The sequence below is a fragment of the Mesorhizobium sp. M1227 genome (assembly GCF_040318315.1).
Taxonomy (GTDB): Bacteria; Pseudomonadota; Alphaproteobacteria; order Rhizobiales; family Rhizobiaceae; genus Mesorhizobium.
This window is the reverse complement of the sequence record NZ_JAMYLZ010000007.1, coordinates 193,828-217,316: the sequence shown is the minus strand read 5'-3', so window position 1 is coordinate 217,316 and position 23,489 is coordinate 193,828. Positions and strand designations below refer to the sequence as shown.

Here is a 23,489-nt window from a genome sequence, read left to right as displayed (position 1 = left end):
TTTTCCCGATGGTCTTGATATGGTCCGCCGCCCGGCAGACTTCAAGCCGTCACACGTCCCGCCCAAAAAGACTTGCCAAAACAAGGAATTGAAATGCCCCAATCCCGCAGGATCATCATCGACACTGACCCCGGCCAGGACGATGCCGTCGCCATATTGCTGGCGCTGGGCAGCGCCGAGCTGGAGATCGTCGGCATCACCGCGGTGGCCGGCAACGTGCCGCTGAAACTTACCGAAAAAAACGCCCGCAAGATCTGCGAGCTGGCCGGCCGGCCGGACGTCAAGGTCTATGCAGGCGCCATCCGGCCGCTGGCGCGCGAACTCGTCACCGCCGAGGAAGTGCATGGCAAGACCGGCCTCAACGGGCCGCAACTGCCCGAACCAAAGATGAAACTGCAGGACGAGTATGCGGTTGATTTCATCGTTGAGACGCTGATGAACGAGGAGAGCGGCACGATCACGCTGTGCGCGCTCGGGCCGCTCACCAACGTTGCGCTGGCGCTGATCCGCGAGCCGAAAATCGCGCCGCGCATCAAGGAAATCGTGCTGATGGGCGGCGGCTTCTTCGAGGGCGGCAACGTCACGCCGACCGCCGAGTTCAACATCTATGTCGATCCGCATGCTGCCGATGTCGTGTTCAAATCCGGCATTCCGATCGTGATGATGCCGCTCGACGTCACCCACAAGGCGCTGACCACCGCCAAGCGTACGAAGGCCTTCCGCAAGCTCGGCACCAGGGTCGGCACGGCCACCGCGGACATGCTGGAATTCTTCGAACGTTTCGACGAGGAGAAATACGGTACCGACGGCGGCCCGCTGCACGATCCTTGCGTGATCGCGTATCTGCTGAAGCCGAAGCTGTTCAAGGGGCGCAACTGCAATGTCAGCGTGGAAACCGCCTCGGAGCTCACCATGGGCATGACGGTGATCGACTGGTGGGGGGTGACCAAGCGGCCGAAGAACGCCATGGTGATGCGCGACATCGACCATGATGCGTTTTTCGCGCTGTTGCTGGAACGGCTGGGGCGGCTTTAGGGCTGCTCAGTAGTTGAGCAGGCGGTAGGTGGTGGTACCGTCCTGGCGTTGTTGTTCTTCGATCGAGACTTCCGATCCAATCATGTGGGGTGTTTCCACCTCACCATCGACAAATATCCGAGCGTTGCCCTCATAGAGGCGGACTTCATATCTATAATAAAGTCCATGTCCGACGGAACCCCTCGGATTTAGAGGCATCGTCGCAACATCTTCGACGGTGCCTCCTACGAGTTGTGTGCCAGTGATCGGACTGTTCTGCCTGGTTACAATCGGCACAGCGATCGCGAGAGCGAGCGCACACAAGATTGTGATGCCAACAACTCTGTCGCGAAACTCTTCCCGAAGCAAAGAATGCGGGTTCTAAGAGAAAGATTTGCCGGCCCCATACCTTAGAGTTGAGTAGCATAGGGGCTTTGTTCAAGAGCGATTCCCCGAAAAAGCCATGTCACTCGCGTCACCTTTGAAAACAGCTTATCGATCGATCGTCGTTCAATTTGCAAACCGGTAAAAGACGAAGCCATTGTCGCGCGTGACGCGCTCGAGGCCTACGCGCGAGCCGATCAGATGCGGGAGGTCGTCGTAAACGAGGACCGTCGAACCGTTCTCAAGGACCAGCAGATATTGGATATTGCGCCCTTTACCCTGTCCACTTTTGATCGTCGCATCGACCGGGTCGACCGATCGGATCGGACTTGCGTCATTCGCCCATTTGTTCAGAGCCGACGGAACCATCGCCGCGAACAAAGCGATGAACAGGATCACGCCAAACGCGTTCCTTTTCAAATCCGCGTAACTCCACGGCATAGACATGAATCCCCAACTGTTGATCCATGTGGTGGCCTGAAGGCCGACTTTCAATCGGCTTTCCTATTCCAGGATGTTGCTGTTGGCGTCGCCGGGCTCGCGGCCGTTACTTCGCCTTGGAAAAGGCCAGCCACAGGCCGCCGCCGACCAGGAAGCTGCCGCTGATCCTCGACAAGAGCTTGAGGCGGCCGGCCGACAGCAGGCGTCCGGCGCGGCCGGCGGCCAGCGCGTAGGTCGAATCCGAGACTGCGGCGAAGATCATCGCGGTGAGACCCATGACGCCGATCTGTAGTGCGTAATTGCCTTCGGGAGCGATGAACTGCGGAAAGAAGGCGCCGAAGAACACTAGCGTCTTTGGATTGCTGATCGCCACCAGCAGGCCCTGCAGGAAGAAGCCGCCACGTGGCCTTTTTGCCGTTCCGTCGGCGTTCAGCTTGCCTTTCGAGCGGAACATCTGCACGCCCATCCAGATCAGGTAGGCGGCGCCGATCAGCCGGACCCACTCGAACCAGTGGCCCATGCCCGCGATCAGCGAAGTCAATCCGATGCCGACGATGGCGATCATGATGGCTAGCCCGGCCTGGGTGCCGGCGACATTGGCGAGCCCTGCGCGCGAGCCGTGGCGGATGCTGTTGGCAATGATCAGCGTCACCGTCGGCCCCGGCACCAGGATGATGACGATGCAGGCGACGACATAGGTGGCGTAGAGTTCCAACGACATTTTTTCCCTCCACAGATGCCGCTCGTGCGGCGCGCTGTCGCGATCAATGCATGGCGATGAGTTGCGTGCAAGCCGGCGAGGCGCCGACAATGCGGAGTTGATTTCAGCAGGCGCCGGCCTGCCATGGCAGCGTTGTCTCATAGGCGGCAGCCGCCCTCAGCACGGAGAGGTCACCGCGCGGCCGCCCGATCAATTGCATGCCCATTGGCCTGCCCCTGGCGTCGAAGCCCGCCGGCACATTGATCGCCGGGCAGCCGCCCAGCGTGGCGAACGCTGAAACCTGCATCCAGCGATGATAGCTGTCCATGGCACGCCCGGCCACTTGCCTTGGCCAGTGGGTGACGACATCGAAGGGAAAGACCTGTGCGGCTGGCAGCGCAATCAGGTCGAAACGCTCGAAGAGCGATAGCAGCATTCGGTGCCAGGACGAGCGCCTCACCGTGGCGGCGTGGATCTGCGGCGCGGTGAGGCGCAGTGCATGTTCCACCTCCCACACGGCCTCCGGCTTCAGCAGGCTGCGTTTCGTGGGATCGTCGTAATGCGCCTTGAGCGCACAACCGCTGCTCGCCTGGCGAAGCGTTACAAAGGCTTGCCACAGCGCTTCGAAGTCGAATTTCGGCATCAGCGGCTCGGCCTCGAAGGATACATCCGCGAACCGGCCGAGTGCTGCCTCGCAAAGCTGTAGAATGCCTGCTTCAACCGGCAGATGGCCTTCGAGATCGCCGAGCCAGGCGATGCGCCCGCCGGCCGCCGGTGCGTCCAGCCCTTCGAGGAACGAGCCTGGCTTATCATGCGACAGCGGCGCGCGAGGATGATAGCCGGCCTGAACGTCGAGCAGCAACGCCATGTCACGCACGTTACGCCCCATCGGCCCTTCGACGCCCATTTGCGCAAGAAACACATCAAGGTCTGGGCCGGCCGGCACCAATCCCTGCGATGGACGGAAGCCATAGACATTGTTGTAGGCAGCGGGATTGCGCAGGGAACCGCCAAAATCGCTGCCATCGGCAACGGGAACCATGTCGAGCGCCAGCGCGACCGCCGCACCGCCGCTCGAGCCGCCGGCGGTCAGCGCCGGGTCAAATGCGTTGAGCGTCTGTCCGAACACGGTGTTGTAGGTGTTGGAGCCGAGCCCGAATTCGGGAACATTGGTCTTGCCGATGATGATCGCGCCGGCCTTGCGGACGCGCTCGACGAAGAAGTCGTCTTCCTCAGGCACAAAATCGGCGAAGATCGGCGAGCCGAAGGCGGTTCTCAGGCCTTTTGTCAGCGCAAGATCCTTGATCGCGATCGGCAGGCCGAACAGCGATCCGGTATCTCCACCTCGCGCCAGATGAGCGTCAGCGCTGTCGGCCTCGCGCAGGATGTCGGCACGCTCACGCAATGAAACGATAGCGTTGACCAGCGGGTTCACCGCCTCGATCCTGTCGAGGAATGCCGCGACCACTTCGCGCGCCGAAAGCTGCCGGCGCCTGATCTTCCCGGCAAGCGCCACGGCAGACAGGCGGCAGATGTCGCCGGCGGGCGGCACCGCGTGCTTCGTCGTCGGGCGCATGGCTGTCATCCCGCTTTAGCCTGCAGATTTCTGCAGGGCGGCATCGACGTCCCTGGCCAGCGGGATGGCCGGCTGTGCACCGGCTTTCAGGCAGGCCAGCGAACCGGCTGCGGCAGCGCGGGCTAGCGCCTGGTCGAGCGGCAGGCCGGCTGCCAGCCCGGCTGCAAAATAGCCGCAGAACGTGTCGCCGGCACCGACCGTGTCGAGCGGGGTGATCTTCAGCGCCGGAACCATCAGGAGATCGTCCGGCGTTGCCGCCAGAACGCCGTCCGAGCCAAGCGTGACGACGATGGTGCGGCCGGTTCTCGCGGCATAGTCGCGCATCCGTGCCGGGCGGTCGCGGCCATTCAACGACAGCGCCTCGCCATAGAGGTCGAACTCGGTTTCGTTGGCGACGAGATAGTCGGCCTTGCCGAGGAAGCCGGCCGCGTCGCCATGGAAAGGTGCGGTGTTGAGCACGGTGATCGCGGCGGCCGTGCTTGCCGCGTCGAGTGCTGCCTCGACGGTCTGCAGCGGGATCTCCAGTTGCAGCAGCACGACGTCGCCGTTTTTTACGAAAGCCTTGGAAAGGTCACCCGGCACGACCGAATCATTGGCGCCCGGCACAACGGCGATCACGTTCTCGCCGTCGGCGCCGACCATGATCAACGCGGTACCGGTCGAGGCAAAGGTCTCGCCGACGCCGGACAGGTCGATCTTGCCGTCGCGCAGCAGCGCCAGAGCGTCGCTGGCGAAGCTGTCCTTGCCGACCGCGCCGACCATGCGCACCTTGGCGCCGGCGCGGGCGGCGGCCAGCGCCTGGTTGGCGCCCTTGCCGCCGGGGGCAGTAGCGAAACCGGAGCCGCGCACGGTCTCGCCGGGACCGGGCAAGCGGTCGACACTGGCGATGAGATCGAGATTGATGGAGCCGATGACGACGATCAAGAAGTGCCTCCCGCTAGCGCATACCACTCTAATTGCGCGGGAAGCTACTCCGTAAGATCGCTGCTTGTCACCCTAGCGGTCCTTGCATCGCTCCTATCGTTCCATTCGTTGGCTATTCAAGAAGAGACCTGTCCCGCCTCCCAGCCGAGGATAGCGCGTTTGCGGGTCAGACCCCAATGGTAGCCGGTGAGTGCGCCGGACTTGCCGAGAGCCCGGTGGCACGGCACGACGAAGGACATCGGATTGGCACCGACCGCGGCACCGACAGCCCGGCTGGCACTCGGTGCGCCGATGCGCGCGGCGATCGAGGAATAGGTGCGGGCCTGGCCCATCGGAATGCGCAGCAAGGCCTCCCAGACACGGACCTGGAAGTCTGTGCCGATCATGACAACGCGCAGCGGCTGGTCGGCGCGCCACAGCGACGGATCGAAGATGCGCGCGGCATAGGGCGCCGTCGCCGCCATGTCCTCGACATAGGTCGCATTAGGCCAGCGGCTGGACATGTCGGCAAAGGCCGCACGCTCGCCGCCGGGGTCGTTGAAGGCGAGGCCGGCAAGGCCGCGGTCCGTCACCATGATCAGCGCGATGCCGAAAGGCGAGATATGATAGCCGTAGCGGATGGTGAGCCCTGCGCCGCGGGTCTTGTAATCGCCCGGCGACATCGCTTCGTGGGTGACGAACAGATCGTGCAGCCGGCCTGGGCCGGACATGCCGAGTTCGAACGAGGTTTCAAGCAGCGGCATGCCGGCATCGAGCAGCTTGCGCGCATGATCGAGGGTGACGGCCTGCAGAAAAGCCTTGGGCGACAGGCCGGCCCAGCGGGTGAACAGCTTCTGCAGCCCGGTCGGCGTCTCGCCGACCTCCTCGGCCAGCACTTCCAACGAAGGCTGGTCGCGATAGTCGAGGCTGATCTTTTCGATGGCACGACGGACGATTTCGTAGTCTCCACCTTCAGGCGTGATGTCTTTCTGAAGGATTGCTGTCGTTTTGAGAGGCATTTGGGCGTTCATGGCAGTATCTCCTTGAGTGCGAATATCGTCCTTCGCGGCGCCGATCACCACCCGAAACTTGCTTTCCCGCGGCATGTACCCAGATAGAGCTGGGCTTTGAATGGGGAGGACGGTCGTGGCTGGTGAAAAAGTAAACCTGACCGGGGCAAAGGAGACTTTGCTTTTGACACTTTACGGCAAGGCGCTGGAGAGCCGGCTGCCCAATTCGCTGCTCAGGGACTACTTTGCCGACGAGGCGGTGCGCAACATCGACTATGATTTCTCACGGCTCAAGGTCGACAACAATCTCGGCGTCGGTCTAGCAATCAGGGCAAAGACGCTGGACGTCTGCGTTCAGGACTTTCTCGCCCGAAATCCTGACGCCATCGTACTGCATCTCGGGTGTGGGCTCGATACGCGCGTATTCCGTATCGATCCGCCAGCCGGCGTGGACTGGTTCGACGTCGACTATCCCGAAGTCATCGACCTCAGGCGCAAGCTCTATCCCGTGCGGGATCACTACCACCTGATCGCTTCATCGGTCACCGAACCGGGATGGCTGAACGAAGTACCTCGGGATCGCCCGGCCATAGTCGTGGCGGAAGGCCTGACTCCCTACCTGGGCGCCGAAGAGGGGCAGCAACTGTTTTCTCGTTTGGTGGGACATCTTTCGAGCGGCGAACTGGTTTTCGATGCCTATAGTCGCCTGGGCCTGAAGATCATTCGCCTCAATTCCTCCTTCCGCGCCACCGGTGCCGAGGTCCATTGGAGCATCGAGAACCCGCATGAGTTGGAGCGAGCCGTTCCGAAGCTGCGGTTCGTCGAGGACATCCCTGCCTATAAGCCGGAACATGCCGCTCGCATGCGCTGGTTCGCGAAACTGTTTGTTCGCCTTTGGAAATACATTCCAGCATTGCGCAAGATCGGCAGGCTGTTGCGCTATCGGTTCTGAAACGCTGGCTCAGCGCGCCTTGGCGGCTGCCAGGGCGCGCGAAAATGCGGTGGCAAAACTCTCGCGGTCGGCGGGGTTGAGAAAGCCGCCGATCGAGACGGTTTTTCCTTGCGCCTCGACCGCCATTCTGGTGATGCCGATCTCGGCGTGGCGGGCGATCGAAAAGCGCGCCCAGAACGGATTGAAGCGGTGTGCTTCCGATTTGCCTGACGGGGCAGTCTTGCGGATGTCGAGGCTGGTGCGCGACACCGATACCTCTTCGCGAGCCCGGGCGGCACGATAATTGGCGCGGAAGGCGATGTAGACGGCGATCACGTCGAGGCCGAAGAAGCCGAACACCGGCCAGGCGCCGCGCGACAGAAAAAAAGCTCCGGTCACCAGCCAGCCGAACAGCAGGGCGCCCATCAGTATGGCAAAGCCGGTCTTGCCCAGCGACCGGTGCGGTGTCAGCAGCGCCTGGAAAAATGGCTCGTCGGCCTGAAATGAGGCGTTTGTGTCGCTCATTGGGGAATATTATAGGAAGGCAATGACAAGCCCCAAGCCCAAAAACTCTTCTGCGCTAAAAAAAGACCTGTTGCCCGGCCGCCGCGACGGCTCGAACGCCAAGCGGCGTCCGCGGCCCGCAAGATCGCGGGCGCTTTACAGCGCGGCCGAGGTGCATGAGATTTTCCGGCGCTTTTCCGTTCAGCGGCCGGAACCGAGGGGCGAGCTCGAACATATCAACGCCTTCACGCTGTTGGTGGCGGTGGTGCTTTCGGCTCAGGCGACGGACGCCGGCGTCAACAAGGCGACGCGGGCGCTGTTCAAAATTGCCGACACGCCGCAAAAGATGCTGGCGCTGGGCGAGGCCAGGCTCGGCGACCATATCCGCACCATCGGGCTATGGCGCAACAAGGCCAAGAACGTCATCGCGCTCTCGGAGGCGCTGATCCGCGACCATGGCGGCGAGGTGCCTGAGGATCGCGATCAACTGGTCGAGCTGCCGGGTGTCGGCCGCAAGACCGCCAACGTCGTGCTCAATGTGGCATTCGGCCAGTATACGATGGCGGTCGACACGCACATCTTCCGCATCGGTAACAGGCTCGGCCTGGCGCCGGGCAAGACGCCGGAACAGGTCGAGCAAGGTTTCCTGAAGATCATTCCGGATGAATATATGCGGCACGCGCATCATTGGCTGATCCTGCACGGCCGCTATGTCTGCAAGGCGCGCAAGCCGGATTGCCCGGCCTGCGTCATCGCCGATATCTGCAAGGCCAAGGAAAAGACGACCAGCGTGCCTGCACCGCTGGTGGAGATCGCGCCGCTCGGGCCAGGAGAAGCGGCTACTGAGTCAGTGCCCGGCAAGCGACTGTGAAGTTCCTCGCATGTGGCGCCGTCCACGTTCAGGAACTCTCTTCGACAAACACCTCCTCGCGCTTCTTCTTGACCGCGGGGAGAAACACGATGACGAGCACGGCAAGCGCGATGAGGAGCAGGCTGGCGCTGATCGGCCGCGTCACGAAGGTGCTCGGATCGCCGCGCGCGAGGATCATGGCGCGGCGCAGGTTTTCCTCGAGCAGCGGGCCGAGCACGAAGCCGAGCAGCAGCGGCGCAGGTTCGCAGCGCAGCTTGGTCAGGAGGTAGCCAAGCAAGCCGAAGAAGGCGACGGCATAGAGGTCGTAGACGTTGGTGTTGACGCTGTAAACGCCGATCGAGCAGAACGCCATGATGATCGGGAAGAGCACGTAATACGGGATCGTAAGCAGTTTCACCCAAAGCCCGATCAGCGGCAGGTTCAAGATGATCAGCATCAGATTGCCGATCCACATCGAGGTGATGATACCCCAAAACAGCGCAGGCTGTTCGATGGCGACATTGGGGCCGGGCACGATGCCCTGGATGATCATAGCGCCGATCATCAGCGCCATTACCGGGTTGGCCGGAATGCCGAGCGTCAGCATCGGGATGAAGGAGGTTTGGGCGCCGGCATTGTTGGCCGATTCCGGTCCGGCGACGCCTTCGATGGCGCCCTTGCCGAATTCCCCGGGATTTTTCGAGACACGTTTTTCGACGGTGTAGGAGGCAAAGGCGGCAAGGATCGCGCCGCCTCCCGGCAGGATGCCGAGCGCCGAACCGATGATCGTTCCGCGCACGATGGGAGCCGCCATGCGCCGAAAATCTTCGCGGGTCGGCATAAGGCCGGAGATCTTTCGGATCAGCACGGAACGCTCATACTCGTTTTCGAGGTTGCGCAGTATCTCGGCGACGCCGAAGACACCGACCGCCACTGCGACGAAATTCAGCCCGTCGGCATATTCGCGGATGCCGAGCGTGAAACGGGGTGTACCGGTGTAGATATCGGTGCCGACAAGGCCGAGCAGCAGGCCGAGCACGACCATGGCCAGCGCCTTGACGATCGAGCCGTGGGCGAGCGCGACGGACGAGACCAGACCGACAATCATCAGCGAAAAATACTCGGCAGCACCGAATTTCAACGCTATCGCCGTCAGCGGCGGGGCAAAGATGGCGACGAGGAAGGTCGACACCGTGCCGGCAAAGAACGAGCCTATCGCCGCGGTCGCCAGTGCCGCCCCGGCGCGGCCTTTCCTGGCCATCTGGTAGCCGTCGATGGCGGTGACGGCCGACGAGGATTCGCCGGGCATGTTGATGAGAATAGCGGTAGTCGAGCCGCCATACTGCGCGCCGTAATAGATGCCGGCGAGCATGATCAGGGAGGAAACCGGATCGCCGATCTGGAAGGTGATCGGCAACAGCATGGCAATGGTTGCGGTGGCGCCGATACCGGGCAGGACACCAATCAGCGTGCCGAGAAGGACACCGATCAGGCAGAAACCGAGGTTTGCCAAAGATGTGGCCGTCGAAAAGCCGAGTGCGAGATTGTTGAGGAGTTCCATTTCATCTCCTCACAACGACAGTGGCAACCACGGGCCGAAACGCCGGAACGGCAGGCCGAGTGCGTAGCTGAAGATGGCGAACGCGAACAGCGTCAGGCCGGCCGACAGCACGAGCGCGGTCAGCGGCTTCATGCGGCCGCTGGCAAACGATGCGATCAGCGCCGCCAGGAAGATCGATGGGATGAAGCCGAGGCCGCGCACCGTCAGGCCGAAGAAGATCGGAGCAGGCAGGATGAACAGCATGCCGCGCCACGCAATGTAACCGATCGGCTCGCTCTCGAAGCGCACTGCCTCGACTAGGATGACGGCGCCGAGCAGAATGAGCACGATCGCCAGAACCAGGGGGAAATAGCCCGGCCCCATGCGAAGGCGGTGCCGATTTCGAGGCCCAGCGACTGCAGCGCGAAAAAGACGCCAATAAAGATCAACAGCGCGGCGCATATGCCGTTGGCTCTGTCGATTGCGAAAGGTTTCATGACGTCCTCCCGGCCCGCCTCACGGGCGTGCCGATGCCGGTGTAAAAACGGGGCGCCGGCGGCGCCCCGTTAAAAACCTTTAGTCGGCGTACTGGCCGGCCGCTTCGATGATCGGCTTCCAGCGCGCAATCTCACTTTCCAGCTTGGCCTTGAGCGCGGCCGGCGTGGCATCGGCCTCGGGCGACGGCTTGGTGCCGAGTTCGGCAAATCGGGCGACGACGTTCTGGTCCTTCAGCGCCACCTGCAGAGATTTCGACAGGCGTTCGGTGATCTCGGCCGGCGTGCCCTTGGGTGCATAGATGCCGTGCCAGATGCCGACCTGCACCTGGGGAAGACCGGCCTCTATCGTCGTCGGCACGTCCGGCAGCACGTCTAGCCGTTGCGGCGAGGTTACGGCATAAGCCTTGATCGTGCCGCCCTGGATCTGCTTGGTGGTATTGGTCGTCTGGTCGCACATGATGTCGACCTGGCCGCCGAGAAGATCGGTCATGGCCGGGCCGGTGCCCTTATATGGTACGGTGACCAGCGGCGTGCCGATGGCGCTCATAAACAGCATGCCGCACAGATGCGAGGCGGCACCGATCCCGGCATTGGCAACGGTGATGCTGTCCTTGTTAGCCTTGGCGTAGTCGACCAGCCCCTTCAGATCGGTCGGCTCGAGGTCCTTGCGGCCGACGATGGTCATCGGCACCTCGGTGACGAGGCCGACATATTCGAATGCGTTCAGCGTGTCGTAGGCGAGCTTTCTGTAGAGCGTAGCACTTGTCGCCATGCCGATGTGATGGAGGAGCAGCGTGTAGCCGTCAGGCTCGGCATTTGCGACGCGGCCCGCGCCCAGTGTGCCGCCGGCGCCGCCGACATTCTCGACGATGACCTGCTGGCCGAGGTCCTTCGACATGGCTTCCGCGACAAGACGCGTGACGGTGTCAGTCGGGCCGCCGGCCGAAAACGGCACGACAATGCTGATCGTGCGTTCGGGGTAGGTCTGCGCGCCAGCGGCCGGTGGGTAAAGCATGGCGGCCGCAACGGCAGCCAGCGCGGCGACGAATTTTCTCATCGTGATTCCTCCCAGGATACGAATTACCAACCGCTGCGCGGAGTTCCTCTCAAAACCGAATGTAGATGGAGCAATAACTAGCGCAACCCGACAAATGACAATCAGCCTCGAACGGCAAACTGCACGTTTGTCCGCGCAAATGAGTGGAAAGGTTGGGCCGCGCGATGCCCTTCCTCCGACCTATCTTAATAACCGTAGCCGCGCGCCATCGCCGCCGCGAACACCGGGATCAAGAGGAAGATGAAGGCCTCGGTGCGGACATAGCTGCGAACGGACGCTAGCTCCGCCGCAGGCACCTGGAAGCCGGGACTGGCGCTCGCCTGCCTATTCCAGGACAGGAATCGGACGGTCGGGATAATCGACAACAGGCCGACAATTGCGAAGGCGGCCATCTTTGCCCAGAACATCCAGTTGTAGACGTAGAATTCCCAGCCCTTGAGACCATAGATGACGCGGCCGATGCCTGCGACGATGATCAGCATGGCGATGATGCCGTAGTGGCGATCGATGCCGACAAGCCGCTTCAGCGTCGCGGCGGACAAGTCGCTGCGGATCAGGACGAACTCGGCGCCGATGATGCCTGCCAGCGAAAACACCAGCAGATGATAGAAGATGGCAAGCACAAGGTCGGTCGTGTCCATGCTGTTTTCCCTCTGTCGGACGGCAGCGCCGAAACCCAACGCGCCTGAACCAGTACTGGAGAAAAACTAACACCGCCTGGCAGGATTCACATCAGCCTGGAAGATGATCTACACAGCCTTGGCTCTTGTTTTTCGCAACGGATTTGGATTTCCCGTCTCGGGCGTGTCGCTGTCCCCACTTTTGGAAGACCTGCACGGGCAACAACCGAGACATGACCATGGCCAGTCCGCATACAATTGTCGCCCCAGTAATTGAGACCTCGCGCACGGTCCTGCGGCCGCACCGGCTTGACGATTTCGACGCCTATGTCGCGATGTGGGCCGATCCCGCCGTCACCCGCTTTATCGGCGGCAAGCCGCGCACGCGGGAGGAAAGCTGGATGCGCTTCCTGCGCCACGCCGGCCTGTGGTCGCTTCTGGGCTACGGCTTCTGGGCGATCGAGGAAAAAGCGACTGGCCGCTTCATCGGCGAGGCCGGCTTTCACGATCTGAAACGCGACATGACGCCGTCGATCGAGGGCATTCCGGAGGCCGGCTGGGCTCTGGTTTTGGGCGCGCATGGCCACGGGTTGGCCAGCGAAGTCGTCGCACGGGTGCTTGCCTGGGGCGACGAGACGTTCGGCGCCGCGAAGACCGTCTGCATCATCGATCCGGAAAACACCGGATCGCTGAACGTCGCGGCAAAATGTGGTTATGGCGAAGTGCTGCGAACCGTCTACCAAGGCAAGCCGACCATCCTGCTGGAGCGGCAACCCTGACGGATGTTGTTTGGCACTGCCTGCCACGTCGTCTTCGGGCGTCCGGTTCGCCAGCCTGAAAATCGCGCAGGCCGATTGTGCCGCATGCGGCGTGTTCTGTCTTTGACAGGAAGACGCAAACTCTGCATGAATTTTATCGAGCGGGTCTGAAGTCAGGCCACGTTTCTGGCAGGCACCGGAGGAGGTGTCGCGATTTGGAGGAATCCCATGCTGAACAGACGCCGATTCTTGATGAGCACCGCGGCAGCAGGTGCTGCCGGACTCGCGGCATCGCATTTTATTCCCGCCTTCGCGCAGGACGCGCCGCAGCTGCAGATTTTCGTGCCAGCGGCGCCGGGCGGCGGCTGGGACCAGACGGCGCGCGCCATGGACCAGGTGCTGCGCAGCGAAAAACTGATCTCCGGCTCGCAGATCACCAATGTCGGCGGCGCCGGCGGTACTGTCGGCCTGCCGCAATTCGTCAACCAGTGGAAGGGCAAGGGCAATGCGCTGATGGTGGCTGGCATGGTCATGGTCGGCGCGATCATCGCCAACAAGGCGGCTAACAACCTTACCGAGGTCACGCCAATCGCCCGCCTTACTGGCGAGTTCGAGGCGCTTGTGGTGCCGGCCGCCTCGCCATTCAAGACTGCGGCCGACTTTGTTGCCGCCCTCAAAGCCGACCCGACGCAGGTTCCGGTCGCCGGCGGTTCGGCTGGCGGCTCGGACCACATCTTGTTCGGCCTCATCGCCAAGACCGTCGGTGTTCCGGCCACCAATCTCTCCTATGTGCCGTTTGCCGGCGGCGGCGAGGCGCTGTCGGCGCTGCTCGGCAACCAGGTCGCGGCCGGCATCTCCGGCTATGGCGAGTTCGCCGAACAGGTCAAGGCGGGTGCGCTGCGGCTGCTGGCCATCTCCGCGGATAAACGCCAGGAGGGAATCGATGCGCCGACGATGAAGGAAGCCGGCATCGATGTCGAGCTGTTCAACTGGCGCGGCGTCTTCGCACCGCCCGGCGTCTCGGACGCCGACAAGGCAGCAATGATCAAGCTGATCGAGACCATGGCCAAGAGCGACGCCTGGGCCACCGAATGCAAGAACCGTAACTGGACGCAGATCCTGCTCACCGGTGACGATTATGCGAAATTCGTCGCCGAAGACACGGCCCGCATCGGGACGATCCTCAAGGACCTCGGCCTGGCGTGATGCTCTCGGCAAGGGGCGGCCTGCGCCAACCCTTGCCGACTTTCGCCAGCCGCATGGACATACGCGGCGCCGGAGGTGAAACTAGGCCGAGATCGGCCGAGTGAGACCGGTCCAGGGAGAACCGGCCCTCGGGGCTGGCATTGGGAGGACGATGATGAGCACCAGCGACCAGCAGGCGCCGCCGCGCCTTGCAGTGCCCGAACTGCTGATCGGCGTTGGGCTCCTCGCCTGTGCGGGTGCGGTTGCCTGGCAGACGCTGGCAATCCCGGTCTCGCCGCTCTATTCCAAGGTCGGTCCGACCGTCTTTCCCTACATCACCATGACCGGGATGATGATCCTGTCGCTGCTGCTCATCATTGCCGCCTTGCGGGGCGGATGGCAGCCGGAGGACGAAAAGGAGACGCCGACCGACTGGAAGGCGATGGGCATCGTCGCCCTCGGACTGATCGCCAATCTGGTGCTGATCCAGCCGCTCGGCTTTACCGCTGCATCTGTCATCATGTTCGTTCTCATCTGCCACGGTTTCGGCAGCCGGCGTCCGCTGCGTGACGTGCTGCTCGGGCTGATCCTGGCGCTGGCCGCCTATTTCGGCTTTGCCAGGGCGCTTGGCGTCAATATCGGTGCCGGCTTCATCGAAAACCAGCTGAATGCGATCGTCGATTCGGTCGTCGCCATGCTGAGGGGCTGACGCCATGGAAACGCTCGGCCATCTCGCGCACGGATTTTCGGTCGCCTTCTCGCCGATCAATCTCATATGGTGCCTGGTCGGCACCACGCTGGGGACTGCCATCGGCGTACTGCCCGGCCTCGGGCCGGCTCTGACCATCGCGCTGCTGTTGCCGATCACCTACCAGGTGGCGCCGGAGGCGTCGTTCATCCTGTTTGCCGGCATCTACTACGGCGCCATGTATGGCGGCTCGACGACATCGATCCTGCTCAACACGCCTGGCGAAAGCGCCACCATCGTCACCGCGCTGGAAGGCAACCGGATGGCCCGCTCCGGCCGCGGCGGTGCGGCCCTGGCAACCTCGGCGATCGGCTCCTTCGTCGCCGGCACGCTGGGCACCATCGGCGTTGCCTTCCTGGCGCCGATCGTCGTCAAATTCGCGCTGGCCTTCGGCCCGGCCGAATATTTCTCGCTGATGGTGCTGGCCTTCATCACGGTTTCGGCAGTGCTCGGCTCGTCGTCGGTGCGCGGCCTGACCAGCCTGTTCGTCGGTTTCGTTGTCGGCATGATAGGCGTCGACCTGCAGACGGGGCAGCCGCGCTTCACCTTCGGCATGAGCGAATTGTTGGACGGCGTCGACGTCATCGTCGTCGCCGTTGGCCTGTTCGCCGTTGGCGAGACGCTTTACATGGCCTCACGCCGCTATGCCGGCAAGGACGACATCGTGCCGTTGAAAGGGTCGCTCTACATGACCGCGGCTGAATGGTCGCGCTCGTGGAGGCCATGGCTGCGCGGCTCCCTGATCGGCTTCCCGATCGGCGCCATGCCGGCCGGCGGCGCCGAAATCCCGACCTTCCTCTCCTATGCGATCGAGAAGAAACTCTCCAGACACAAGGAGGAGTTCGGCACGGTCGGCGCCATTGAGGGCGTTGCCGGGCCGGAGGCCGCCAACAATGCATCCGCGGCCGGCGTGCTGGTGCCGATGCTGACGCTCGGCCTGCCGACCTCGGCGACGGCCGCGATCATGCTGTCGGCGTTCCAGAGCTACGGTATCAATCCGGGGCCGCTGCTGCTGACGACGCAGGCCGACCTGGTGTGGGGGCTGATCGCCAGCCTGTTCATCGCCAATGTCATCCTCGTCGTCCTCAACCTGCCTCTGATCGGGCTCTGGGTGCGATTGCTGAAGATCCCGGCGCCGCAGCTCTATGCCGGCATCCTCGTGTTCGCCACGGTCGGCACCTACGGTATCTCGCAATCGCCGATCGACCTCGTCATCCTCTATCTGCTCGGTGCCGCCGGCTTCCTGATGCGGCGTTTCGATTTCCCGACCGCGCCGGTCATCATCGGCATGATTCTCGGGCCGCTTGCCGAAACGCAGTTCCGCCGCGCGATGACCATCTCGAACGGCGATTGGACGGTGTTCTACAAGCATCCGCTGTCGCTGACGCTGCTGACGCTGGCCTTCATCGGCCTGGTTGGACCGCATATCTGGGCCTACATCGAGCACAGGCGCTTGCGCGGGCCGGAGCACGTGCCGGGCGATGCCTGAGCTGTTCGTGACGTCATGACCGACCTGCTTTCCGGCATCCGCGTTCTCGACCTGACCAATGTGCTGGCCGGCCCCTATTGCACCTATCAGCTGGCGTTGCTCGGGGCCGACGTCATCAAGGTCGAGACGCCGCAAGGCGGCGATCTGGCGCGCCAGCTCGGCGCCTCTCCGGAGCTCAACCGGGCGGGCATGGGCGCTTCGTTCCTGGCGCAGAATGCCGGCAAACGCTCGGTGGCGCTCGATCTCAAGCAGGAGGCTGACCGCGAACGCTTCCTCGATCTGGTCGCTTCGGCCGACGCGCTGGTCGAGAATTTCCGCCCCGGCGTAATGGACCGGCTGGGGCTTGGCCACGCCAGGCTGAAAGAGGTCCGGCCAAGTCTTGTCTATTGTGCGATATCGGGCTTCGGCCAGACCGGGCCGATGCGCGACAATCCAGCCTACGACCAGATCATCCAGGGTCTTTCCGGCATTATGAGCATCACCGGTACACCGGAAACGGCGCCGCTGCGTGTCGGCTATCCCGTCGCCGATACGCTTGGCGGGCTGGTAGGGGCGTTCGCCATTACCGCCGCACTGGTCAAGCAGAAGACGACAGGCGAGGGCGCGTTCCTCGACGTGTCGATGCTCGAATGCACGCTTTCTGCGCTCGGCTGGCCGGTGTCGAACTATCTGACGGCGGATATCGAGCCGCAGCCGATGGGCAATGAAAACATGACGGCCGCACCGTCTGGCGCGTTTCGCACCGGCGACGGCTTGCTCAACATCGCCGCCAACAAGCAGGAGCAGTTCGTCGCGCTCTGCCGATTGATCGGTCGGCCGGAGTTGGCGTCGGATGTCCGCTTTGCCGAGCGCGAAACGCGCAAGCAGAACCGCATTGCATTGAAAGCGCTGATCGAGGATGCCTTGGCGAGCGGCTCGGCCGCCGCCTGGGAGGAGACGTTCAGTCGCGCCGGCGTGCCGGCAGGCCGGGTGCTGACAATCCCGCAGGTACTGCAGGAGCGACAGGTGATCGAGCGCGGCATGACGGCGCGCTTCCCGGCAGTGTCCGGGATGGACAGGCCGCTGACCGTGGTGCGCGGCGGCTTCATGGTCGATGGCGAGGCACCTTTGCCGAGCAGGCCACCGCCGGGGCTCGGCGAGCATATGGACGAGGTTTTTGCCGGCCTGCCGCCGCGCGCCAAGAAAAGAGCGAAGGCATGAGCGGCACGGAAAAGAAGCCATGAGCGACACGGAAAACAAGTCTGGCCGCGCGCGCGGCGAGGAATGGTGGCAGACCGGCATCATCGAGATGCGCCCCGGCGTCATCCGGCTGCGCGGCTATGAAATCCAGGATCTGATCGGTCGCGTCAGCTTTCCGGCAATGATCTGGCTCATGCTGCGCGGCGAACTGCCGAGCGAGGAGCAGGCGGCGCTGCTCGGCATCGCGCTGGGTGCTGCCGTCGACCATGGGCCGCAGGCGCCGTCGATCGCCATCGCCCGCATGGCGATCACGTGCGGCGTCGGCATCAACAGCGCCATGGCATCTGCCATCAACGTGCTTGGCGATGTGCATGGCGGCGCCGGCGAACAGGCGCTTTCCTTCTACGGCGACATCGCCGCTGAAGTGGACGCCGGCGTGCCCCTCACGGGCGCCGTGTCGCTGCGGGTTGATCATTTCCTTGCTGGGGAGGACGGTTATGTGCCCGGGCTCGGCCATCGCTTCCACCCGGTCGACCCGCGGGCGCCCCGCCTCATCGAGCTGACCCGTGACTTTGCCGCACGCGGCGTCGTCAGCGGGCGCTTCGCCGATATCGCCGAGATGGTCGAGGCCGAGGTTTCGCGGCGCAAGGGCAAAAAAATCCCGCTCAATATCGACGGCGCCACGGCCGTCATCTACGGCGAGCTCGGCTTCCCGCCGCCGCTGACGCGGGGCCTTTTCGTGCTGTCGCGCTCCGTCGGCATCCTCGCACATGCATGGGAACAGTCGCAGGAGAGCGAACGCAACAAAGGGCCACTGCCGCGCGAATGGCTGTGGGCCTATACCGGCACGCCGGCGCGGCCTCTGCCCGAGGAAGACGATGGCAGTCAGTGAGGCATCGGTTCAAGAGACGGGGGCGGCGGGCGCTGGAAACCAATTCCATCCCGACACAGTCGGGGCATGCCTCCATCTTCTATTGAGCGGGATCTTTTCCGAACGCCGGACTCTGCTTTTTGGGATTATGCTCCAGCTCGGCAATCCTGATGTTCCTCACCAGCGTCGAAAGATCCGGCTCGTCGATCAGCAACGCCGCGTCGGTCGGCGTCAGCCATGCCCGCTGCCGTCTCTTGGCTTCTTGCCACTTGGCAAGTTCCTCGGTTACCTCAAGCAAATAGACGACGACATCGACGCGAACGAAGCGGTTCGCCAGCCGCTTCCAGTAGTGGTAGGTGCCGGCAGGCTGTTTCAGTGTCTTGCCGAGAACACCGGCTTCTTCCTGTGCTTCAATGGTGGCTGCCTTGCGGCCGCTCTTGCCCTTCATCGGCCAGCCCTTCGGTACGATGAAGCGCCTCGTCGTTCGCGATGTGACCAGCATCACCTCGACATCGCCATGCTCGTTCAGCCGAAAGGGAATCGCCGCGACCTGGCGAACCCCGTCGCCCTTCCTTGCCTTGCGTACAACCTTCTTCTTGCTGGCTGCCATTCGATAATCCAGTCGAATCGGTGCCCAGACGGCAAGGGCAGCGTTGCAAACTCGCCCGCTTTCAATGGGGCGCAGGCGGAGCGGTTTCCCCAGTATATAAGTCGGCTAAATAAATGAAAGGGACCGGTCGTCAGCGGCAGGTGCTGACAAAGCCGCTCCCTGACGGCAGCAACTGGCAAGTTGGCCTCATCTGCGGCACCTCCTGCCGTTGCGGTATTGGGATTTGGCGATCCAGGGCACGGTACTGCTGTTGCTGCTGCTGGTATTGCTGCCGCCGCAGCCTGTTCTCCAACATCTGCAATTGGTCTTGCTGGATCAACACGTTGCGATCGGCGGGACTGCCGACCTGTGCCGATGCAGCTGGATTTACGCCCGACAGCATCGCCGCAGTCAGCATTGCCGACCCTAGAAACGTCAATAGACGAAGCCGTGGCATTCGTTCATTCCCGCACAAAACCAATCTTCGCTTAATATAGGGCTTTTGTCCGGCGACGCCATGGCCGCCGCTGATTTGAAGCAGATTGGAAGAGGCATTTCGGCTTCGGATGCTCGTCGCGTCAGTCGACTTCGCGCAGCCGGTATCCGACGCCGGTCTCGGTCGTGATATAGCGGGGCTGGTCGGGCGTCTTCTCAATCTTTAGCCTGAGTTGCCGGACATAGACTCTGAGATATTGAACGTCGGTGGAATCGCCCCAGACCTGCTTCAGCAGGAACTGGTGGGTGAGAACCTTGCCGGCGTGCTGCACCAAGGTGCGAAGAATGTCGTATTCCTTCGGCGAGAGCTTTATCTCCTTGTCCTCGACCTTGACGATGCGCTTCACCAGATCGACGGAGAGGTCGCCGGTCTGGAACACCGGTCTCTCACCCTGCTGCTGGAACTTGTGGCGAAGCGCGACGCGGATGCGTGCGACAAGCTCGTTCATACCGAATGGCTTGGTGACATAATCGTCGGCGCCGAGTTCGAGGGCCGAGACGATGCCGGCCTCGTCGGTGCGGCTGGAAAGAATAACCACGGGAATGTCCAGGCCATCATCCCGCCATTTGCGGAGCAACTCATGCCCGCTCATGCCGGGCAGGCCGAGATCGAGCAGCACAAGGTCCGGCTTTTCCGTCGCGATGAGTTCAATCGCCGCCCTGGCGTTCGGCGCCTCGCTGATCGCATAGCCTTGGCTGCCAAGCCCGACGCGAAGCAGTTTCCGGATCGGCGGTTCGTCGTCCACCACCAATATCCTGACGTCCAGGCTCGTCATGCCAGATCGTCCATATTTTGATGGCCCGTCTCGGGTTCGCCGAGATTGGGCAGTTCCGCCGGCACCAGTTGCATCTTGATCGTGAAAACCGCCCCCGAGCGGTCGGACCTGTTTGCCGCCAAGAGCGTCCCGCCCATCGCTTCGATGAAGCCGCGGCAAATCGACAGGCCGAGCCCCGTGCCGGCACGCACCTGGTCACCCTTGCGCACACGGTAGAAAGTGTCGAAAACGCGCTCTAGATCCGCTGGCGGAATGCCTGGTCCCTCATCCATGATCTGCAGGATGACGAAGCCGTTGTCGGCCCAGGCTTGCAGGCGGATCGTCGAACCTGGCGGCGCGTATTTTGCAGCATTGTCGAGGAGGTTGAACAGCACCTGTTCGAACAGAACGGGGTCGACCCGCAACATCGGCAGATCCGATGGAATGTCGATCTCGGTCTTATGCTCGCCGACGATCTTGCGGGCCCGATACAGAGCTGAACCGACAATGTCGCCGAGATAGTGAAACGCATAGTTCGGCTCCATCGTGCCGGATTCGATCTTGGTCATATCGAGCAGATTGGCGATGAAGCGGTTAAGCCTCTCCGCTTCATCGAGCACGGTCGACAGCAGTTCCGCCCGGTCCTGCTCGGGAAGCGCGGCCTCGAAGTCCCTGAGTGTTCCGGCCGCGCCCATGATGGCGGCAAGCGGCGTTTTCAAATCGTGGGAAATGGAGGTGAGCAAGGCCGAGCGCAGACGGTCTGCCTCGGCCGCAAGCTTGGCCCGGTCAACATCGGCGACGAGCTGGATGCGCTCGATGGCGACCGCCGCCTGGTCGGCGAGCGCATCGAGCAGACGCTGCTGCTCGGGTGTCAGCAGCGGACCTTGCTTGTCGTTGTCGAGGCCGACAACGCCTACCGCCGTGCGTCCGGTCCGCAAGGGCAGATAGAGGCGCTTTGCTCCGGGCAGCGTGTCGGCGCCGCGCCCGGCGGCGCGGTTATGCTCCCAGGCCCAGCGGGCTGCTGCGATGTCGGCCTCGGCCAGCGTGTCGTCGGGTGGGTAGCCGGCTTTGACCGCAATTGTGCCGTTCTCCGGCAGAAGCAGCACCACGCGCAGCTTCAGCATCGAGGCGATCTGGAAGGCAGTCGCCCAGAGAACGTCATCAAGCGTCCCAGCGCCGGCGAGCTTCTTTGAGAAGAGATAAATATCTTCTGTGGCGCGTGCCCGCGAGCGCGCGGCGACCGCCTGACGCTGCACGCGCGCTGTTAGATTGCTGCCAATGACCGCAACAACCAGGAAGACAGCCAGCGCAACGATGCTCTCCGGATCCTCGATCGTCAGCGTGTAGCGTGGTTCCAGGAAGAAATAGTTGAAGGCAATGGCGCTGATGAGGCAGGCATACAAAGCCGGCCAGAGACCGCCGGTCACCGCCGACGTCAGGACCCCAATGAGAAAGATGATCGCCAGATTGCGGACGTCGAGAAACTGGTCGAGAAGGACGGCGAAGGCGAGCGAGCCAACAACATAGGCCGTGGCCCTGAGATAGGGCCAGATCTCGAACTGCCACTGCTCGTCCGCCGCCTTGACGGTCCTCGACGTCGCCTCGGCGTTGCGTTCGTTTCCCGAAATGACATGGACGCTGATGTCGCCGGCATTGCGGATGAGATCGTAAGTGAGCGAGCCTTCGATCAATTCCCGCCAACGCGATCGGGTCGGCCTGCCGATCACGATATGGGTGAAGTTGTTCGCCGTCGCATGCCGAACGATGTCTTGCGCGACGTTCTGACCCGGAATGGTCGTCACCTCGGCACCGAGCTGCTCGGCAAGGCGCAGCTGCGTCGCCAGCCGATCCTTGTCCTCCTCGGGCATGGCAGCTGAACGAGGGGTATCGACATGAAGCGCCGTCCAAGGGGCGCGGAGCCGGTCGGCCAACCTCCGCGCATAACGTACACGGGCCGCCCCGCCCGGACGCGCATCGACGCAGACGAGAACCCTTTCCCCCGCCGCCCAAGGCCCGGGTATCGCGTGGGCCTGCATGTGGGTCAGCAACTGCTCGTCGACCCGCTGGGCAGTGCGGCGGAGCGCCAATTCCCGGAGCGCCGTCAGATTGCCCGGCGAGAAATAGTTCTCGATGGCGCGCTGGGCGGTGCTGGGGATGTAGACCTTGCCTTCCTCAAGCCGTTTGATCAGATCGTCGGGGGTGAGGTCGATGATCTCGATGTCGTCGGCCTGGTCGATTATGGAGTCGGGGACAGTTTCCCGCACCCTGACGCGGGTGATCTGCGCCACGACATCGTTCAGGCTCTCGACGTGCTGGATATTCAGCGTCGTGTAGACATCGATGCCGTGCGTCAGGATTTCCTGGACGTCGAGATAGCGCTTGGGGTGACGGCTGCCGGCGACGTTGGTGTGGGCGAGTTCGTCGACCAGAACTAGCGCCGGGTGCCGGGCGAGGATGGCGTCGAGATTCATCTCCTCAAGGATCCGCCCCTTGTAATCGATCTCAAGGCGAGGAATGACCTCGTAGCCTTCGACCAGCGTCTGGGTTTCCTTGCGGCCGTGCGTCTCGACGATGCCGATCACCACGTCGACCCCGTCGGCCAGCCTGGCGCGGCCCGACATCAGCATCTCGTAGGTCTTGCCGACACCGGGGGCGGCGCCGAGAAATATCCTCAGGCGGCCGCGCTCCTCCCGCTCGGCATGCTCGAGCAGCGCGTCGGGAGAGGGCCTGGTTTCGGCGGTGCGTCTGTCGTCTGGCATACGGGTCAATCATGAACGGCGCCGGCTTCGGTGTCGATCCCGGCGCCGGTCCTTCACTGTTTCATGGCATCGTCCAGCGCAAGGTTGAGGGCCAGCACATTGACTACCGGCTCGCCGATGAATCCCAATTCGCGATCTTCGACATGGCTGTCGACAAGCGATTTGATCCTGGATTCATCGACGCCCCTGGCCTTGGCCACCCTGGCAACCTGAAAATAGGCCGCATCGGGGCTGATATGCGGATCGAGGCCGCTGCCGGACGTGGTGACCAGATTCATCGGTACCGGCTGGCTCGGGTTTTCGGCTCTCAGCTTTTCGGCGTCGCTCTTGATCCTGTCGATGAGCTTCGGGTTGGTCGGGCCGAGATTCGAGCCGCCCGAGGCGGCGGCATTGTAGCCGTCGCCGGCAGCCGACGGGCGGCCATGGAAGTAGCGGTCGCTTTCGAAAGCCTGGCCGATCAGCTCGGAACCGACGAGCTTGCCGTCCTTCTCGATCAGGCTGCCATTGGCCTGGCGCGAAAACAGCGCCTGGGCAATGCCGGTCATGCCGATCGGATAGACCAAACCCGTCAGAATGGTGAAGAAGACGATCATGACGATCGCGGGCCTGATTTGATTGAGCATCGACGTGGTTC

23 protein-coding genes and 1 pseudogene are annotated in these 23,489 nt (G+C 62.9%); 9 read left to right on the top strand and 15 right to left on the bottom strand.

Translation table 11 applies throughout. From position 1 onward, the window contains the following. Positions 1-93: 93 nt before the first annotated feature. A complete protein-coding gene (locus NKH28_RS12710; RefSeq protein WP_352469434.1) occupies positions 94-1,035 on the top strand; it encodes a nucleoside hydrolase in 942 nt (313 codons plus the stop codon). A 489-nt stretch (positions 1,036-1,524) separates the two neighbouring features. On the opposite strand, the gene NKH28_RS12705 is transcribed toward NKH28_RS12710, so the two are convergent. The 5 genes from NKH28_RS12705 to NKH28_RS12685 form a co-directional block, all read right to left on the bottom strand. Beyond that, the gene (locus tag NKH28_RS12705) at positions 1,525-1,893 is read right to left on the bottom strand and encodes a hypothetical protein (RefSeq protein ID WP_352979057.1); all 369 of its coding nucleotides are present in this window, start codon (positions 1,891-1,893) and stop codon (positions 1,525-1,527) included. A 52-nt stretch (positions 1,894-1,945) separates the two neighbouring features. Continuing rightward, a complete protein-coding gene (locus NKH28_RS12700) occupies positions 1,946-2,560 on the bottom strand; it encodes a LysE family translocator (RefSeq protein ID WP_352469436.1) in 615 nt (204 codons plus the stop codon). A 103-nt stretch (positions 2,561-2,663) separates the two neighbouring features. Beyond that, positions 2,664-4,124, bottom strand: a complete 1,461-nt coding sequence (locus NKH28_RS12695) for an amidase (RefSeq protein ID WP_352979056.1) — start codon at positions 4,122-4,124, stop codon at positions 2,664-2,666. Positions 4,125-4,130: 6 nt separating this feature from the next. Continuing rightward, positions 4,131-5,039 (bottom strand): ribokinase, encoded by a 909-nt coding sequence (locus tag NKH28_RS12690; RefSeq protein WP_352502653.1) that lies wholly within the window; start codon positions 5,037-5,039, stop codon positions 4,131-4,133. Between the two features lie 116 nt (positions 5,040-5,155). Further along, entirely contained in the window at positions 5,156-6,049 is an 894-nt protein-coding gene (locus tag NKH28_RS12685) for a methylated-DNA--[protein]-cysteine S-methyltransferase (RefSeq protein WP_352979055.1), read from the bottom strand. A gap of 115 nt (positions 6,050-6,164) precedes the next feature. Between NKH28_RS12685 and NKH28_RS12680 the strand changes: the two genes are divergently transcribed. Beyond that, positions 6,165-6,980 (top strand): class I SAM-dependent methyltransferase, encoded by an 816-nt coding sequence (locus tag NKH28_RS12680; RefSeq protein ID WP_352469440.1) that lies wholly within the window; start codon positions 6,165-6,167, stop codon positions 6,978-6,980. 9 nt (positions 6,981-6,989) lie between these two features. On the opposite strand, the gene NKH28_RS12675 is transcribed toward NKH28_RS12680, so the two are convergent. Beyond that, on the bottom strand, positions 6,990-7,484 hold the full coding sequence (locus tag NKH28_RS12675) for a DUF2244 domain-containing protein (RefSeq protein WP_023675281.1): 495 nt from the start codon (positions 7,482-7,484) through the stop codon (positions 6,990-6,992). 22 nt (positions 7,485-7,506) lie between these two features. Here NKH28_RS12675 and nth point away from each other — a divergent pair, with 22 nt between their 5' ends. Next, a complete protein-coding gene (gene nth, locus NKH28_RS12670; protein WP_352979053.1) occupies positions 7,507-8,334 on the top strand; it encodes an endonuclease III in 828 nt (275 codons plus the stop codon). Positions 8,335-8,362: 28 nt separating this feature from the next. Here nth and NKH28_RS12665 read toward each other — a convergent pair whose 3' ends face one another. The 4 genes and pseudogenes from NKH28_RS12665 to NKH28_RS12650 all read right to left on the bottom strand — a co-directional run bounded on the left by NKH28_RS12665 (position 8,363) and on the right by NKH28_RS12650 (position 12,048). Continuing rightward, entirely contained in the window at positions 8,363-9,874 is a 1,512-nt protein-coding gene (locus NKH28_RS12665; protein WP_352979051.1) for a tripartite tricarboxylate transporter permease, read from the bottom strand. A gap of 9 nt (positions 9,875-9,883) precedes the next feature. After that, positions 9,884-10,350: pseudogene (locus NKH28_RS12660) on the bottom strand (tripartite tricarboxylate transporter TctB family protein). A gap of 79 nt (positions 10,351-10,429) precedes the next feature. Then, on the bottom strand, positions 10,430-11,407 hold the full coding sequence (locus NKH28_RS12655; RefSeq protein WP_352469444.1) for a tripartite tricarboxylate transporter substrate-binding protein: 978 nt from the start codon (positions 11,405-11,407) through the stop codon (positions 10,430-10,432). A gap of 185 nt (positions 11,408-11,592) precedes the next feature. Beyond that, positions 11,593-12,048, bottom strand: a complete 456-nt coding sequence (locus NKH28_RS12650; protein ID WP_352979050.1) for a DUF2214 family protein — start codon at positions 12,046-12,048, stop codon at positions 11,593-11,595. A gap of 212 nt (positions 12,049-12,260) precedes the next feature. Here NKH28_RS12650 and NKH28_RS12645 point away from each other — a divergent pair, with 212 nt between their 5' ends. The 6 genes from NKH28_RS12645 (at position 12,261) to NKH28_RS12620 (ending at position 18,278) form a co-directional block, all read left to right on the top strand. Beyond that, positions 12,261-12,806 carry a GNAT family N-acetyltransferase gene (locus tag NKH28_RS12645; RefSeq protein ID WP_502896413.1) on the top strand — a complete coding sequence of 182 codons (546 nt, stop codon included), beginning with the start codon at positions 12,261-12,263 and terminating at the stop codon, positions 12,804-12,806. Positions 12,807-13,013: 207 nt separating this feature from the next. Next, entirely contained in the window at positions 13,014-13,991 is a 978-nt protein-coding gene (locus NKH28_RS12640) for a Bug family tripartite tricarboxylate transporter substrate binding protein (RefSeq protein WP_352453995.1), read from the top strand. A 154-nt stretch (positions 13,992-14,145) separates the two neighbouring features. Beyond that, complete coding sequence (locus tag NKH28_RS12635) at positions 14,146-14,679, top strand: tripartite tricarboxylate transporter TctB family protein (protein WP_352502673.1); 534 nt, start codon at positions 14,146-14,148, stop codon at positions 14,677-14,679. Positions 14,680-14,683: 4 nt separating this feature from the next. After that, positions 14,684-16,207 carry a tripartite tricarboxylate transporter permease gene (locus tag NKH28_RS12630; protein WP_352979048.1) on the top strand — a complete coding sequence of 508 codons (1,524 nt, stop codon included), beginning with the start codon at positions 14,684-14,686 and terminating at the stop codon, positions 16,205-16,207. Between the two features lie 15 nt (positions 16,208-16,222). Beyond that, entirely contained in the window at positions 16,223-17,407 is a 1,185-nt protein-coding gene (locus tag NKH28_RS12625) for a CaiB/BaiF CoA transferase family protein (protein WP_352979047.1), read from the top strand. A 19-nt stretch (positions 17,408-17,426) separates the two neighbouring features. Next, positions 17,427-18,278, top strand: coding sequence for a citryl-CoA lyase (locus NKH28_RS12620; protein WP_352979044.1), 852 nt, complete (start codon positions 17,427-17,429; stop codon positions 18,276-18,278). Positions 18,279-18,357: 79 nt separating this feature from the next. Here the strand turns inward: NKH28_RS12620 and NKH28_RS12615 are convergent, their stop codons facing one another. The 5 genes from NKH28_RS12615 to kdpC all read right to left on the bottom strand — a co-directional run bounded on the left by NKH28_RS12615 (position 18,358) and on the right by kdpC (position 23,478). Then, positions 18,358-18,867, bottom strand: a complete 510-nt coding sequence (locus NKH28_RS12615) for an NUDIX hydrolase (RefSeq protein WP_352469451.1) — start codon at positions 18,865-18,867, stop codon at positions 18,358-18,360. A 130-nt stretch (positions 18,868-18,997) separates the two neighbouring features. Continuing rightward, on the bottom strand, positions 18,998-19,264 hold the full coding sequence (locus tag NKH28_RS12610; protein ID WP_352539406.1) for a hypothetical protein: 267 nt from the start codon (positions 19,262-19,264) through the stop codon (positions 18,998-19,000). Between the two features lie 160 nt (positions 19,265-19,424). Further along, the gene (locus NKH28_RS12605) at positions 19,425-20,117 is read right to left on the bottom strand and encodes a response regulator transcription factor (RefSeq protein ID WP_352448298.1); all 693 of its coding nucleotides are present in this window, start codon (positions 20,115-20,117) and stop codon (positions 19,425-19,427) included. Continuing rightward, positions 20,114-22,855, bottom strand: coding sequence for a DUF4118 domain-containing protein (locus tag NKH28_RS12600; protein ID WP_352539405.1), 2,742 nt, complete (start codon positions 22,853-22,855; stop codon positions 20,114-20,116). The genes NKH28_RS12605 and NKH28_RS12600 overlap by 4 nt, the downstream gene beginning before the upstream one ends. Positions 22,856-22,908: 53 nt before the next feature. Beyond that, positions 22,909-23,478: a potassium-transporting ATPase subunit KdpC gene (kdpC, locus tag NKH28_RS12595; protein ID WP_352502664.1), complete on the bottom strand. Its 570-nt coding sequence runs from the start codon at positions 23,476-23,478 to the stop codon at positions 22,909-22,911. Positions 23,479-23,489: the final 11 nt, after the last annotated feature.